Origin of the sequence: Streptococcus oralis Uo5 (genome assembly GCF_000253155.1) — a bacterium.
In the GTDB taxonomy this organism is placed as follows: Bacteria; Bacillota; Bacilli; order Lactobacillales; family Streptococcaceae; genus Streptococcus; species Streptococcus oralis_L.
Window position 1 is genome coordinate 1,359,946 of sequence record NC_015291.1, and the last position, 14,530, is coordinate 1,374,475.

At 42.3% G+C, this 14,530-nt stretch carries 14 protein-coding genes and 2 riboswitches; of the genes, 1 reads left to right on the forward strand and 13 read right to left on the reverse strand.

The genetic code is table 11. From position 1 onward, the window contains the following. Window positions 1-2 precede the first annotated feature (2 nt). The 13 genes from tenA to typA form a co-directional block, all read right to left on the reverse strand. Window positions 3-695, reverse strand: a complete 693-nt coding sequence (gene tenA / locus SOR_RS06850) for a thiaminase II (RefSeq protein WP_000397184.1) — start codon at window positions 693-695, stop codon at window positions 3-5. A gap of 10 nt (window positions 696-705) precedes the next feature. Continuing rightward, entirely contained in the window at window positions 706-1,356 is a 651-nt protein-coding gene (locus tag SOR_RS06855; RefSeq protein ID WP_000598429.1) for an energy-coupling factor transporter transmembrane component T, read from the reverse strand. Between the two features lies 1 nt (window position 1,357). Next, complete coding sequence (locus SOR_RS06860) at window positions 1,358-2,743, reverse strand: ATP-binding cassette domain-containing protein (RefSeq protein WP_000522142.1); 1,386 nt, start codon at window positions 2,741-2,743, stop codon at window positions 1,358-1,360. Continuing rightward, complete coding sequence (locus SOR_RS06865; protein WP_000915267.1) at window positions 2,744-3,304, reverse strand: ECF transporter S component; 561 nt, start codon at window positions 3,302-3,304, stop codon at window positions 2,744-2,746. Between the two features lie 158 nt (window positions 3,305-3,462). Further along, a riboswitch (TPP riboswitch) is annotated at window positions 3,463-3,551 on the reverse strand. A gap of 123 nt (window positions 3,552-3,674) precedes the next feature. Further along, window positions 3,675-4,343, reverse strand: a complete 669-nt coding sequence (locus SOR_RS06870) for a TenA family protein (RefSeq protein ID WP_000405339.1) — start codon at window positions 4,341-4,343, stop codon at window positions 3,675-3,677. A 218-nt stretch (window positions 4,344-4,561) separates the two neighbouring features. Beyond that, window positions 4,562-4,650, reverse strand: a riboswitch (TPP riboswitch). 158 nt (window positions 4,651-4,808) lie between these two features. Beyond that, window positions 4,809-5,945: an L-lactate oxidase gene (lctO, locus tag SOR_RS06875; RefSeq protein ID WP_000120744.1), complete on the reverse strand. Its 1,137-nt coding sequence runs from the start codon at window positions 5,943-5,945 to the stop codon at window positions 4,809-4,811. A 243-nt stretch (window positions 5,946-6,188) separates the two neighbouring features. After that, a complete protein-coding gene (gene pyrE, locus SOR_RS06880; RefSeq protein WP_000170902.1) occupies window positions 6,189-6,821 on the reverse strand; it encodes an orotate phosphoribosyltransferase in 633 nt (210 codons plus the stop codon). Between the two features lie 33 nt (window positions 6,822-6,854). After that, window positions 6,855-7,556: an orotidine-5'-phosphate decarboxylase gene (pyrF, locus tag SOR_RS06885; protein ID WP_001206745.1), complete on the reverse strand. Its 702-nt coding sequence runs from the start codon at window positions 7,554-7,556 to the stop codon at window positions 6,855-6,857. A gap of 246 nt (window positions 7,557-7,802) precedes the next feature. After that, a complete protein-coding gene (locus tag SOR_RS06890; RefSeq protein ID WP_000031120.1) occupies window positions 7,803-8,957 on the reverse strand; it encodes a cell division protein FtsQ/DivIB in 1,155 nt (384 codons plus the stop codon). 9 nt (window positions 8,958-8,966) lie between these two features. Next, window positions 8,967-10,025: a UDP-N-acetylglucosamine--N-acetylmuramyl-(pentapeptide) pyrophosphoryl-undecaprenol N-acetylglucosamine transferase gene (locus SOR_RS06895; RefSeq protein ID WP_000724795.1), complete on the reverse strand. Its 1,059-nt coding sequence runs from the start codon at window positions 10,023-10,025 to the stop codon at window positions 8,967-8,969. 1 nt (window position 10,026) lies between these two features. Further along, window positions 10,027-11,379 carry a UDP-N-acetylmuramoyl-L-alanine--D-glutamate ligase gene (gene murD / locus SOR_RS06900; RefSeq protein ID WP_000863063.1) on the reverse strand — a complete coding sequence of 451 codons (1,353 nt, stop codon included), beginning with the start codon at window positions 11,377-11,379 and terminating at the stop codon, window positions 10,027-10,029. A 117-nt stretch (window positions 11,380-11,496) separates the two neighbouring features. Then, window positions 11,497-11,751 (reverse strand): DUF3165 family protein, encoded by a 255-nt coding sequence (locus SOR_RS06905; protein WP_000262660.1) that lies wholly within the window; start codon window positions 11,749-11,751, stop codon window positions 11,497-11,499. 19 nt (window positions 11,752-11,770) lie between these two features. Continuing rightward, window positions 11,771-13,612: a translational GTPase TypA gene (gene typA, locus SOR_RS06910; protein WP_000164111.1), complete on the reverse strand. Its 1,842-nt coding sequence runs from the start codon at window positions 13,610-13,612 to the stop codon at window positions 11,771-11,773. A gap of 158 nt (window positions 13,613-13,770) precedes the next feature. Between typA and SOR_RS06915 the strand changes: the two genes are divergently transcribed. Continuing rightward, window positions 13,771-14,496: a 16S rRNA pseudouridine(516) synthase gene (locus tag SOR_RS06915; RefSeq protein ID WP_001235081.1), complete on the forward strand. Its 726-nt coding sequence runs from the start codon at window positions 13,771-13,773 to the stop codon at window positions 14,494-14,496. Window positions 14,497-14,530 lie beyond the last annotated feature (34 nt).

Sequence of the window (14,530 nt, forward strand, 5' to 3'; positions counted from 1 at the left end):
TTCTATTTCTTCTCTTTTCCTAAGGACTGCAAATCACTCGTCCAGGTTTGATGTTGGTAAGCCATCTCCCAAAACTTGGCTTCCATGTGGACACTTCGGTGGAATGCCTCTAGCATTTTTTGTTTGTCCGTCTCGTCGCTTTCGCGATAGAGCTGATTAACTAGGGCTTCTTCTTCTTTAATCTGCTGTTCTAATTCATCGGTGATATAGGTTTCAATCCACTGTTGATAAAGAGGATTCGGGGATGGTTTGCGATTAAGTGCCTTGCCCAAATCATGGTATAACCACGGACATGGGAGCAAACTAGCAAAAGCAATGCCCAAGTTTGGCTCTGCAAACTGGCGATAAATATGAGAAATGTAATGATAACAGGTTGGAGCAATCGGTTGCTCCTCCATTTCCTGGTCGCTGATTCCTAATTCCTTGAAAAATTGTTGGCGGATAAACAACTCACCCTCCACTAGACTCTGGGCATTTTGTTTCAAGAGTCTTTTCATCTCTTGATTCGAAGTCTTATCAGCCAAGAGGTGATAGATTTCTGAGAAGGCCTTCAGATAGTAGGCATCTTGAATCAGGTAATAGCGGAAAATATCAGGTTCTAAATTTCCCTCTTGTAATTGTAAAATAAAGGGATGATGAAAAGAAGCCTGCCAAGCTTCCTTGGATAATTCCATCGCAATATCTGTAAATTCCATAATAACTCCTTTATAAAAATAGACTGATTTGAAGCAATAAAAAGAAAAGCAGGTAGATTAATTTTGTTTTTTTAGGAATATAAAAAGTCCGATAGCTATTCTCCACCTGTGCATGTTCGTCATATCCATGCGCCGACAGAGCTCTCAGATAAAGATGGCGCCACCTAAAGACTGTCATCAGAACCTTGCTGTAAATCAAGGGAGACCAAACATGCAGTTCTTGACCACGTAATAGGCAAGCTTCTTTGAGGGACTTGATTTCTTTCTGAATAAGGGGAAAGGAATTAAATACCACAATTAAGGCATAGGCCCAAGAACGCGATAACCCCTTTTGAGCCAAGTACAAGAGAAGCTCTTTTAGGGAAATACTGGAAACAAAGACAAGGCCGATACAAACCGTCACAAAAGCCCTCGTCCCAAGTATCACTGCCTGCGAAGCATCCCCATGTAACTGAACTGCCCAGTAATTAGCCAAAGATGGTAAAATGGCGAGCAAGAGCATCCAAGCCAACATTTTAAATCGACGATAATAGAGCATGAAGAGGATGCAAAATGCGGCTACCGAAAGATTCAGAGCAATCGAAGGAATGAAAGATGTTTCCAAGGATAAAATCAGCAAGAAAAGACTGATAACCGGTGTCTTGGTTGCTACTTTGATCATACTACCTCACCTCCCCTAAAGTATCATTTTTCAGAGATGGGAGTGGTTTGCTGATGGTCACGTCTTTGAGATGACTGAGCCCCTCACTCGTCATCTCAATCCAATAATCAACCACAGAGATCAAGGGATCTAAACGATGGCTAATGATCAAAAAACTTCTTCCTTGATTTCTATCCTCCAACATCCACTGACAAAAATAATGGCATGCTCTATCATCCAAACCAGCAAATGGCTCATCTAGCAAGATCACAGAAGCCTTGCTGGTCAAGATGGTCAAAAGCTGAAGAATCTTTTGTTGGCCACCACTTAATTGATAGGGACTCTTATCAAGCGCCTGCTCCAGATCAAAATATCGTAAAGCTTGGAGTATCCGCTGATTTCTTTCAGAGTCTGGACTATCTAATTGTAGTTCCTCTCGCAGACTGACTCGGATAAATTGCTTTTCAGCTTCCTGAACAACACCCGTCAGATCACGATACAAACTCTTTTTCTTTTTCAGAACCCAACCCTTCCAAGTAATTCTCCCCTTATACTTCTGAAATTGAAGAATAGACCGAAAGAGGGTTGATTTCCCGACACCATTGTCACCCAAGATACAGGAAATTCCTTGGTAGAATGTAAAATCCGCAATGGAAAAGAGGGGGCGATGATCCAGCTCACAAGTCACACGGTCCATATGGAATAGTCCTTGGCTAGAAGCAACTTCCTTTGAAGCGACCTGTATCATCTCAGAGGAAGGGATTTGAAACACTTCTCTTAGTTGACCGTCTCTTAGCTCCACCATATGGTCGATATAGGCTTCATAGTCTGATAAATCATGGTCGCACAGGATGACTGTCTTCCCATCAAGAGCCAACTCTTTTAGAATCTCCAATATCTCTAACCTGCTCTTGCGGTCAATGGAAGCAAAAGGCTCATCCAAGAGATAGACCCTAGGATTCATGGCAAAGAGAACAGCCAAAGCAGCCTTTTGCTTTTCCCCACCTGATAAGTGATGTATGGGACGGTGCAAGATTTTCTCACAGCGACATTGCTGGACCACCTCTGCTATTTTAGCATCAATCTCTTGCACGGGATGGCCGATATTCTCCAAGGTAAAAATCAGTTCCTCAAACAAGTTCTCCATGGTAAATTGATGATTGGGATTTTGAAAGAGAATGCCAACCGTCTGGACACGTTCAACGATAGAAAGCTGACTGACCTCGCTTCCATCTATCTGGACTTGACCACTATAGGGAAGAGAACTGACTTGGGCAATGACTTGAAAGAGACTGGATTTTCCTGAACCACTACTCCCAACTAACAAGGTAAAGGCTTGATCATGAAAAGTAAAATCAATTGGCTCTGAGAAGATTGGGGACTGAATCCCTCTTAATTCCAGGCCCATCTATGCCTTTCCTCCAGCTGCAAACTGATGATAGAGTTTGACAATGGCACGAACCAAGATGGTACAGAAGAAAAAGACGGAAATAAAACGAACCACAAGCAAGGAAAGGACAAAAGGAAGGGAAAAGGCGTAATAACCTAATTTAATGTATTCATAGACAAAGCTAAAAAGGGTAATCCCAATACTATTAGCAGTTAGAGAGAGCCAACTTTCATAGCGATTCTTGGTTACGATAAAACCAAATTCACTTCCCAAACCTTGAACCAAGCCGGACAAAAGAGCGCCTAGACCGAATTGGCTACCATAAAGAACTTCAGCAAGCGCAGCGAGCACTTCTCCAATCGTTGCACTTCCGACTCTTGGAACAAAGATGGCCGCAATGGGCGCAGCCATACACCAGAGACCAAAGAGGATTTCATTGGCAAAAGCCTGTAAACCAAGAGGGGCCAAGATCAGGGTGAGAATATCAAACAGATAGCCTGAACCCACAAAAACGCCACCAAAAAAGATAGACAAGAAAGCAAGCAAGATAACATCTTTTAACTGCCATTTTTTCAACATAAAAAACTCCTTTTTTAAAGAAAAGTGGGGCATTCAAGAAGAGCTACCAAAAGGCTTGCCGTCAAGCCTATCCTCTTTTGATAAACAAAAAAACTCCAATTACAAACGAGAATTAGAGTTTACCTTACAAGATTAGACAGTTCTTTTCGACATACGAAAAAAACCTTTTCACATTTCCCTTCGCCAGTCTTAACTGTATCAGGTTCAATGGGTATCATCTCAGCCTAAAGCACCCCAAATGTCTTTATTATTTTATTACTGGACCAGTATAACAGAAATTGAAAGCCCTAGCAAGATATTTGACTGGAAAATATATTTATATAGTTTGTTTGTTCATTCTTTTAATCTACATAAAAGGATTGAATTTATCCTATAATTCATAACCAATATCAAAAAAGGCTAATTCCAAAGCAACTGCTTGATTCCAGCGTTGCTGAAGTTCTGTCAAATCTTCTCGATTTTTCCCGACACGATTGAGTTCGTCAACCAGAAATTGAACCCACTCTGTAAAGAAAGGACCTCTGTGGAGATTGATCCATTCCGAATGAATATAGGCTTCAGGTAGTGCCAAATCTTTAGAACCCCAGTCTAAATAGAGACCTTCTGCAATGACCAGCATGACCAAAAGATGAGCATAGTCTGATGAAGCCACAGCCGAATACATTAGCTCCTGAAACGCTTTTGTTACAGGGTGCAAGGTCACTTCTAGATAGTCATTCTCTGCTACTTTTAACTCTTTGAAAGCCTTTTGGAAATAACCATCTTCATCTGCTTCAAGAAAGCCTAGTTGCTTGGCAAAACGAAGTTTGGATTCAAGCTGATCTGCGTGAGCTACACAAGCACCCAGCATGGATAAGAAAGCATCAAAGAAATGATAATCTTGAATCAGGTAGTCTTTTAAGACCTTATTCTCAATTGTCCCCGCAAAAAGTTCCTTAATAAAACGATGATTGATTGCAGCCTGCCAATCCTTCTGACTGCTTTTTAATAATTCTCCAACGGTCAAACCTGGCTGAAATGCATAGTCTTGTATTTCCATATTTATTTTTCCTTTCTTTACTCCTTAGTAATCAATAAAGTATCAAGAAATACCAAGCAAAATCGTAATTCCACTTGATACTTTTTAAGAACATCGAGGGCATTTGCAGAGAGCTACCTAAACAAGCCTATCCAGTTTGTATAAACAAAAAAACTCCAATTACAATTAAGAATTAGAGTTTACCTTACAAGATTAGACAGTTCTTTTCGACATACGAAAAAAACCTTTTCACATTTCCCTTCGCCAGTATTAACTGTATCAGGTTCAATGGGTATCATCTCAGCCTAAGGCACCCCAAATGTCTTTATTATTTTATTACTGGACCAGTATAACAGAATTTGAAAGCCCTAGCAAGATATTTGACTGAAAAATATATTTATATAGTTTTTTCCTCCTTTGTTATGATATGTCACCCTTCCTCAAGACGAGAAAAACCTCCACATCAAATGGAGACTTTCTACTTTATCAATACAACTTCAAATCACGTGAATCAACTGGGAAGGATGGATTGTATGGGTTATGACGGAGTTTGAAGTGTTTGACATCCTCAATAGTCTGAGTTCCAGATAACTGCATGACTGTCTTCAATTCCGCGTTCAAGTGTTCAAAGACTTGACGTACACCCACACTACCACCAAGAGCCAAGCCATAGATCACAGGGCGGCCAATAGCTACCAAGTCTGCTCCTGAAGCCAAGGCTTTAAAGACATGCTGACCGCGACGAACACCAGAGTCAAAGACAATCGGCACACGTTTATCAACTGCTTCAGCCACTTCTTGAAGCGAATCAAAGGATGCTGGTCCACCGTCGATTTGGCGGCCACCGTGGTTGGTTACCCAGATACCAGAAGCACCTGCGGCAAGAGAGCGTTCAACGTCCTCACGGCATTGTGGCCCCTTGACATACACAGGAAGTCCTGAGTATGTAGAGATAAATTCTACATCGCGTGGAGACAAGCGTTGTTTGGCTGACTTGTAAACAAAGTCCATTGATTTACCAGCACCTTCTGGCAGGTATTCCTCAACAATAGGCATACCAACGGGGAAGACAAAACCATTGCGCTTGTCGACCTCACGATTGCCCCCTACAGTAGCATCTGCTGTCAAGACAATCGCTTTGTAACCTTCAGCCTTCACACGGTCCATGATATGGCGGTTGATACCGTCATCCTTACTAAAATAAAATTGGAACCAATGAGGTGTCCCTTGAAGGGCTTCTGTAATTTCTGGAAGATCTACAGTAGAGTAAGAGCTAGTTGTGTAAAGAGAACCAAACTCATGCACACCACGCGCAGTAGCCACTTCACCCTGCTCATTCGCCAATTTATGAGCCGCAACAGGCGCCATAATGATTGGTGAAGATAATTTTTCACCTGCAAATTCAATCTCTGTACTTGGATTTTCAACATCACAAAGCGTATGTGGAACGATGAGTTTGTGGTTAAAGGCACGGATGTTCTCGCGTAAAGTGAAAGTATCCTCTGCTCCACTAGCGATATAACCAAAGGCAGCTTTAGGAATGACTTGTTGTGCCATTGGCTCCAAATCATAAGTGTTAATAAAATCTACAGGTCCTTCTGCATTGCTTGTTTTATATGACATAAAATGTCCTCCTTGTTAAGTAAGCGTTTACTTTTTCTTACATTAACTATCTTACCTCTTTTTCAAAATCCTTTCAAAAATTTTGTCTGAAAATTTCAAACTGATTATCTGAATATGCCGCAAAAAAAGAAGGTCTCTCATTCTACCATTATCCTATATTCATCTTTACCTTTAGGAATCATAGTTTTATTGCCCACATATAAAAAATCAGGCAATCCTAGTGACTACCTGATTTTCTATGTTTTAGGCATTTTGCCAATTTTCTTGGTCTTCTTTAAAGCGTTTTAGGAGGTCGAGCCCTTCTGGAGTGATGTAACCTTCTTCTTGGGCTAAGTGGATTAGTTCACTGTAGTTAGAAAGCGTCACAAGTTTGACACCTGCGTCTGAGAAGTTCTTATCTGCTTTTGGCAATTGATAACTGAAAATCGCTACGACACCAAGAACATCGGCTCCTTCGTGTTTAGCAGCTGCTACGGCTTCAAGAACAGACCCACCCGTTGAAATGAGGTCTTCAACAACAACCATCTTTTGCCCCTGAGCTACGCGACCTTCGATTTGATTACCAGCTCCGTGGTCTTTTGGTTTGCTGCGGATGTAGGCAAAAGGCAAGTTCATCTTGTCAGCGATGATAGCTCCGTGAGGAATTCCTGCTGTCGCAGTTCCTGCAATCACTTCTACCTCTGGAAAGGCTGTCTTGATAGCATCTACAAAACCATTTTCAATTAGGGTACGAGTCTCTGGATAGGCTAGCGTCACACGGTTATCAGTATAAATCGGCGATTTGATACCAGATGCCCAAGTAAAAGGCTCCTCTGGTTTGAGGTAAACTGCTTGAATTTTCAAGAGGTGGCTAGCGATATCTTTAGCAAGTGTCATAGTATTCTCCTTTTATTTTTAAAATCTATTTCTTTAATTTCTGTCTTGGTTCCATTCATCTTTGATAGCATGATAAGCTGCAACAGGATCCTCAACTTGGGTAATGGGACGTCCCACTACGATATAGTCACTACCGATTTGATAAGCATCCGCTGGCGTCATGACGCGCTTTTGATCTCCAACCGCAGCTCCCGCAGAACGAATTCCTGGCGTCAGACAGATAAAATCTGGATTGGTGGCCTGCTTGATGAGTTGCACTTCCTGAGCCGAGCAAACGACACCGTCCAAGCCTGCTTCAGCTGTCTTTTTGGCATAGTGAATCACAGACTCTTGCAGACTGGTTTGGATATTTTGAAAATCTTGCATCTGGCTTTCCGACGTTGATGTAAGCTGGGTCACAGCGATCAATTTGGCTTGTGTCCCAAGACCTTCACGTGCAGCCTTCATCATCTCCACACCACCAGCAGCATGAACATTGGTCATGTCTACACCAAGCTGAGATAAGACCTTCATGGCAGATTTAACTGTATTGGGAATGTCATGTAGCTTGAGGTCCAAAAAGACACTATGCCCCAGTGACTTCAAATAACGGACAACTTCTGGACCTTCCGCATAATAAAGCTCCATCCCTACTTTTAGATAAAGACTTTCTTCTGCCGGGAAAAGAGATAAAAATTCCTTGACCGCCTCAAAACTAGGAAAATCAAGAGCAATAACTGGACGATGTTCACGCATACCTTTCTCCTTTTACCTTAGCTAGCAAGAGAGTATGGTTAAAAATAAACCACGAAAAAAGGAACCTTCCAACAGCAAGGTTCCACGAAAAATGGGTAGTCTCCACCCTTTCACCGTCTAACCTTAGCTGCCTCTCTGGACTGCTTTTAAAGGTTTTTTTCTATTCTATTATTTATAGTAGGACTTGTCAAGCAAAAACTCGAAACTGGACTTTTATACCATTCAAAATCAAGAGGAAAAGTTAATCTAACGACTCTGTGATTGCTGGCTCGTTTGGCTTTGATTTCCTTGTTCTTCTTGTTTTTTCTTTTCTTCTTCCTGTTTTTTCTTCTCAGCTTCCTTGGCCTCTTGTTTGGCTTTTTCCTCAGCCTCTTCTATCAGTTTATCCGCTATCGTGTAGCTGTATACTCCAGCTTCCATATCGACTACACTCGGCTCTGACAATTGTGGCTTAATTTTGCTGTAATAAGGCAATTTCTTGCTCAATTCTGATAGGGGAACCAAAATCTCATCTGTATCCAGCATGGTAATTTTTAAAAGATCTGCTGTTGCCTTGCTCGGCGCTAATTCGATTTTCTGGATTTGGCTCTTGATATCCTCACTGATGGTAGACAATCCTTTGATCAGTTCTTTCACCTGCTGCTCATCGTTAAAGGTAACTGTCAGATAAGTCTCAGGCAAGTTTAAGCGATCAATAGGAGTTGACTCTACTGTACCACTAGAAAGAATAGGATAATGTTCTTCACCAGACACATAATAACCGACAATATCAAACTCCTTAACCTCAATCGTAAAGTTAGTCGGAAATTGATAGTCAATCTTCGCCGATTCTATCCAATGATTGGACTTGATTCGCTCAGCGTATGTTTCCTTATCCAACAATAGGGCTAAGGTATAGTCGCTATCTTGAATTCCAGAAGCCTGTTTGATATCATCAACCTGGGTGTTACTATTTCCCTTAACTTCGATATTTTTGATGGTCGAAAATGGAGTCAATAGATAGACTGAAAGAAGGAGGACCAGGACACTGGGGACCAAGATACTCACAGCTCTCCAAATATGAACAGGCGCAATTTTAGGCTTGGCAGGTTTTTCTGGTTTCTCTTTTTTCTTCTTCTCTTTTTCCTCTTTGACTTTATGGGCATCCTTTTGAGATTTTTCTTCTTTTTCGGATGGTTCCTTGCTTGGACTTGAGGCTTCCTCATCTGACTCACTCGATGATTTCTTGGATTCCTCCAATAGTTTCGAGTTGGCTTCCTTACGAGCTTGTTTTTCCTTTTCCTTCTCTTCAGCTAGGGCAGCTTCTTCCTCAGCCTTCTTCTTCAGATATTCCTGGTTTCGTTTCTGCCATTCAGACAATTCTTGCTTCTGGTTTGATTCTTTTTTCTTATCCTTTGACATTGATATTCCTTATGCTAGGTCTTTTCTTAATAGATCGTAAAAATCTGCAAGAGATTTCAATTCAGTCGAAGCTTTCATGCTAGCTTGGTATTGGTCCTTGTGACTAAGCAAGTGACTGAGTTTCTCCTCCAAGCTTTCCAATGTCAAGTCACTTTCTTGAAGTTCTTCTGCATAGCCTTTCTTAACAAAGTAGGCTGCATTTTCAATCTGGTCTCCTCGACTTGCTTCACGACCCAATGGTACGATGAGTTGGAGTTTCGTCATGGCCAAGAGCTCGAAAATCGTATTGGCACCACCACGCGTCACCACCATATCTGCCATCTTCATCAAGGGTTGATAGAGATCCGTCACATAATCAACACGAAAGAGATTTTGACTCAACTCATTGAGGCTAGAATCTCCAGTGAGATTGATAATATTGTAGCGTTCGGTCAGTTCTTGCTTATGATCTGTCACCAATTGGTTAAATACACGAGCTCCTGCAGAACCTCCGACAAATAATACGGTTGGCAATTTAGGATCAAAGTGGGTTTGGATATCCACCAACTCGTCTGGTTCTGGCGTCTCTTGACCTGTTACCTTGGTCACTGCCCCCACATGCTCGACTTTTGTGAGACCAGCAGGCTGCTCAAAGGTTGAGTACATCTTGGTTGCGAATTTATAGGCAATTTTATTGGCCAAGCCCATAGATAGGTCCGATTCGTGGATAAAGACAGGAACTCTAGAAACTCGCGCTGCGATAACCGGCGGTACTGAGACAAAGCCCCCCTTAGAAAAAAGAGCCTGTGGACGCAGTCGTAACATGATAAAGAGGGATTGGACAATTCCCCAACCAACTTTGAAGACATCCAGCATATTTTGCCAAGAAAAATAGCGACGCAACTTCCCAGTCGCAATAGAATGGAAAGTAACATCCAAACCTGACTTGAGGATTTCTTGGTGTTCGATTCCGTGTTTATCACCAATGTAGTGAACTTCCCAGCCGTCTTCGATGAACTTAGGCATTAACAAAAGGTTGAGGGTGACGTGTCCAACCGTCCCCCCACCTGTAAAGACAATTTTTTTCATATTATTCCTTTAACTCCGCTACTGTGTCGATAAAGAGGTCGCCACGTACTTCAAAGTTAGCATACATATCCCAGCTAGCATTAGCAGGGCTGAGAAGAACCACATCTCCTTGAGTCGCTAGCTCATAGGCCTTGCGGGTCGCATCAGCAATATCTGTCGCATCTACATAAGTCACACCAGCCTTCTCTGCTGCCCGTTTGACACGTTCTGCAGACTGACCGAGGATGACCATCTTCTTGAGCCCTGTGATATCTGGTACCAATTCGTCAAACTCATTCCCACGGTCCAAACCACCTGCAATTAAGATGACCTTGCTGTTGTCAAATCCTGATAAGGCTTTTTGAGTAGCCAAGATATTGGTTGATTTGCTATCGTTATAGAATTTGACCCCCTTGATTTCATCCACAAACTGGAGACGGTGTTTGACACCACCAAAGGCTGAAAGAATTTCCTTGATGATTTGGTTGTCCACACCACGGAGCTTGGCTACTGCAATGGTCGCAAGGGCATTTTCCACATTGTGGCTACCTGGAACTCCGATTTCATCAGCTGCCATGACCACTTCCCCACGGAAGTAGAGTTGACCATCTTCCAGATAAGCTCCATCAACCTTCTCAAGTGTTGAAAATGGAACAACAGTGGCTTGTGTTTTAGTAGCCAATTCTTTTGCCAAGTCTTGGTTAAAGTTCAAGACAAGGAAATCATCCGCTGTCATCTTGTTCTGGATATTCCACTTAGCCGCCACATACTCCTCAAAAGAACCATGATAGTCGATATGAGTTGGCATGAGGTTGGTAATAACCGCAATCTCAGGATGGAATTCTTGGACACCCATCAGTTGGAAAGAAGAAAGTTCCATGACAAGCGTGTCCTGAGCTGTCGCAGTTTGAGCCACTTGACTAGCAGGATAGCCGATGTTCCCTGACAAGAGACCGCGTTGACCAGCAGCAGTTAAAACTTCCCCAATCATCGTCGTTGTGGTTGTTTTCCCATTTGAACCAGTGATGCCGATAATCGGCGCATCTGAAATCAAGTAGGCCAACTCTACCTCAGTCAAGACTGGAATCCCCTTTGCCAAAGCCTTTTCAATCATGGGATTGCTATACGGGATACCTGGATTTTTCACCATCAGAGCGAAATCTTCATCCAATAATTCCAAAGGATGACCACCAGTGACAACCTTGATTCCATCTTCTAGCAAACTTTGTGCAGCAGGATTTTCCTCAAAAGGTTTGCCGTCATTTACCGTCACAATGGCACCCAGCTTGTCCAGCAAACGAGCTGCAGACTCACCAGACTTAGCCAAACCTAAAACAAGAACTTTCTTATTTTTAAATTGATCGATTACTTTCATGTCTCAAACTCCATTTCTACTTCTACTATTTTACCATTTTTATGGAAATAATACTAAACGAAAATGCTCTAGTCCTCATTCTAGCATAGAAAAAGAGAGCCATAGCTCTCTTTCTATTTATCTTCTTTTGCTCTTTTTTACTGGCATGAGCGTAATGTCTCTCAAGCTAAAGTAGGCTAGGGCCAGCATGGCGATTGTGACAAAGAATTCTGTCGGTAATTGGAAGATTTGCAAGATGGACAACATCAGCAAAATCAAGAGTGCAACAACTACAAAGACCAAGATAACGATGTTGACTGTTCCTTTGATACTTTGGGGTGTCGCAAATACATAGAGTAGTAATAAGAGTATCCCTATGATTAAATAGACCATCTTTATCTCTTTCTAGCTCTTATTCAGCTGATTTTTTCTTTTTGTTGGCTTTCTCGCGCTCTGCCTTGTTGAGGATTTGCTTACGCAAACGGATAGACTCAGGCGTTACTTCCATGTACTCATCGTCATTCAAGAACTCAAGAGACTCTTCAAGGGTCAAGATACGAGGTGTCTTGATAACCGCTGTTTGATCCTTGGTAGCTGAACGGACGTTGGTCATTTGTTTTGCTTTCGTGATATTAACAGTCAAGTCGTTCTCACGAGAGTTTTCACCGATGATCATTCCTTCGTAAACCTCAGTACCTGGGTTGACAAAGATGGTACCACGTTCTTCGATAGACATGATTGAGTAAGTTGTAGCCTTACCAGCATCGATAGAAACAAGGGCACCACGGTGACGTCCACCAATTTCACCTGGGATGAGTGGCAAGTATTGGTCAAAGGTATGGTTCATGATACCGTAACCACGAGTCATAGATAAGAACTCAGTTGAGTAACCAATCAATCCACGCGCTGGAACTAGGAAGACCAAACGAGTTTGACCATTACCAGTTGAAATCATATCCAACATTTCACCCTTACGTTCAGAAAGGCTTTGGATAACAGATCCTTGGTATTCTTCTGGAGTATCGATTTGCACACGTTCAAATGGCTCACATTTAACACCGTCGATTTCTTTTACGATAACTTCTGGACGAGATACTTGAAGTTCATAACCCTCACGACGCATAGTTTCGATAAGGATTGACAAGTGCAATTCTCCACGTCCTGAGACAGTCCATTTATCTGGTGAATCCGTTGGGTCAACACGAAGGGAAACGTCTGTTTGCAATTCTGCTTGCAAGCGTTCTTCCACCTTACGAGAAGTTACCCATTTACCTTCTTTACCAGCAAATGGTGAGTTGTTGACCAAGAAAGTCATTTGAAGAGTTGGCTCATCGATGTGTAGGATTGGAAGAGCTTCAACTGCGTCTGTCGGAGTGATCGTTTCACCGACAAAGATGTCTTCCATACCTGATACGGCAATCAAGTCACCCGCTTTGGCTTCTTGAATTTCACGACGTTCCAAACCAAAGAAACCGAAGAGTTTTGTGACACGGAAGTTCTTCGTTGTACCATCTAGTTTAGAAAGGGTAACTTGGTCCCCAACCTTAACAGTACCACGGAAGACACGACCGATACCGATACGACCAACGAAGTCATTGTAGTCCAAAAGTGACACTTGGAACTGCAAAGGCTCATCTGAGTTGTCTACTGGAGCTGGGATATGGTCGATAATCGTGTCAAAGATTGGCGCCATCGTAGCTTCTTGGTCAGCTGGATCATCTGACAATGAAGATGTTCCGTTGATAGCTGAAGCATACACCACTGGGAAGTCAAGCTGATCATCATCTGCACCAAGCTCAATGAAAAGTTCCAAGACTTCGTCCACTACTTCTGCTGGACGAGCTGATGGTTTATCGATTTTGTTGACAACCACGATTGGAACAAGGTCTTGTTCCAAGGCTTTTTTCAATACGAAACGAGTTTGTGGCATGGTTCCTTCGTAAGCATCTACGACCAAGACAACACCGTCAACCATTTTCATGATACGCTCAACTTCTCCACCGAAGTCCGCGTGTCCTGGTGTATCCATGATATTGATACGAGTTCCGTTGTAGGCAACGGCAGTGTTTTTCGCAAGGATGGTAATTCCACGCTCTTTTTCGATATCGTTTGAGTCCATAGCGCGCTCTGCCAATTCAGTACGTGCATCAAGCGTTTCTGATTGTTTCAATAATTCGTCAACGAGGGTTGTTTTACCGTGGTCAACGTGGGCGATAATCGCAATGTTACGGATATCTTCTCTTAATTTTGTCATGATTTCCTCTAATATTTAAATTTTTATTTCTAACTGAACAATTATACCACAGTCTCATTCAAAAATCACAGTTCAGCTAAGTGTAAATGTTTTCACTCTGCTTTTCTAGTCAAGGCAACTCTTTTCAAAGTCAGAGACTTATGATAAGATAGGCTGGTATGCGTTTAGATAGATTATTAGCCCAAGAAAAGGTCAGTCGCAAGGCTATGAAACAGGCTCTATTAAAAAAAGAAATCCTAGTGGACAATTGTCCAGCCAGCTCCCTGTCTCAAAATGTCGACACTGGGTTGCAGAAATTAGTCTTTCAAGGACGGCAAATCCAAGGCTACGAGCACACCTACCTCCTGCTTCATAAGCCAAACGGAGTCGTTACAGCGAGCAAGGATAAGAAACTGCCAACCGTAATGGACCTCCTTCCACCTGACATCAAGTCTTACCAGCTCTATGCTGTCGGCAGGTTAGACCGCGATACGACAGGACTGCTCCTTTTGACAGACAATGGACCTTTAGGCTTCCAGCTCCTTCATCCCCAGTACCATGTCGATAAATCCTATCAAATGGTAGTAAACGGACCGCTCACGTCAGAACATATCCAAAAATTCAAGGATGGAATCGTCTTTTTAGATGGGACCACTTGTAAACCAGCTCAGCTCGAAATTCTGTCCTCAAGCCCAACAGAGAGCCATGCCTCCATCACCATTTCAGAAGGGAAATTTCATCAGATTAAGAAAATGTTCCTCTCAGTAGGAGTCAAGGTGACCTCTCTCAAACGAGTTCAGTTCGGTGATTTCACTTTAGACCCAGAACTATCAGAAGGTCAATTCCGTTCCTTGAATCCAGAAGAATTAGAGTTGATTAAAAAACACTTAGAAAAAAGTGGATAAAACAAAAAAGCTTTATGTTTAAAGCTTTTTTATC